Genomic DNA, 967 nt, shown 5'->3' with positions numbered 1-967 from the left:
CTTTTAGAAGATTAAGCGGCTCCAGAACTTTTGGCACCTGTGCGATTCCAGATCCCTTTTCAATAAAGGCGACAAGCTTTTGGCAGTATGCGATTTCGTCTTCAAGTACGTTGTTCATGTTCTTCGCTGGCATCTTTGTTTTGACCGACTCGTCCATGCTGTAAACAACCTTACGCAGCTTTCGAGCACGGTCTTGTAGGATTTCTTGCGGTGACTTCTGGTTGTAACGCGCTTTCGTATGTGTAGCATCTACGATGATAGAGGTACTCTTTAAGATATCTTGCTCGATTGCAAGGGCTACTGTCTGACCGATGAGCATGTCGAGCAGATTCATGTCTTTCAATCGCAATTTGCGGAATTTCGTCAGGGAACTCGGGTCGATTACCGAGTCTTCTGGTGCCATTCCGAGGAAATATTTAAATGACATGTCGTACTTCGAACGCTCGACAATATCTACGTCAGACAGTTCAAAGATAGCTTTCAACAGTAAGTATATAAACATGCGAATGGGGTCGATGGCGTTGCGTCCATTATCCAAACAATATTTTGCTTCCAGTTCCCCGTATATGAAGGTGAAGTCCACCAGTTCATTAATTTGACGGAGCATGTTGTCCTTCGGCACGACGATGTCATACAAAGCCGCATAAGGACTCAGAACCAAGGTTTGTTGTTGACGAATCATCTCGCTCACCCGCTCTCCATGATGCTTTCATTATAAGCGAAAAAAGGTACAGCTTCCTCAATTTTCTTGAGGAAGCTGTACCTTTAACATAAGATGGACTTTTTCAGTGGCCTCGAATTCATCAGGAGTCATCTTTTTTAATGTCCATTGGTAGCGTTCAGAATTGTAGTGGGTCATGTACTCATTGACCCGTAGACGGAGCTCTTTAAGAGATTTACAGTCCTTGTAGTTAAGCTCATCCTTCATATGACCAAAGAACGTCTCCATGGACGCATTGTCCCAGCA

The 967-nt window shown here is 44.1% G+C and carries 2 protein-coding genes; both read right to left on the bottom strand.

The features are described 5' to 3' along the window. Window positions 1–682 (bottom strand): IS1182 family transposase (locus AZ66_RS29325; RefSeq protein WP_044358188.1); only part of this gene is annotated, 682 nt, incomplete at its 3' end. Window positions 683–739: 57 nt separating this feature from the next. After that, a partial coding sequence (locus AZ66_RS29320; protein WP_044358187.1) for an IS3 family transposase occupies window positions 740–967 on the bottom strand: 228 nt, incomplete at its 5' end.

Origin of the sequence: Paenibacillus sp. E194, assembly GCF_000935845.1 — a bacterium.
GTDB lineage: Bacteria > Bacillota > Bacilli > Paenibacillales > Paenibacillaceae > Paenibacillus_B > Paenibacillus_B alvei_B.
The sequence above is the reverse complement of the archived record's forward strand: the minus strand, read 5'-3'. Positions and strand labels throughout refer to the sequence as shown.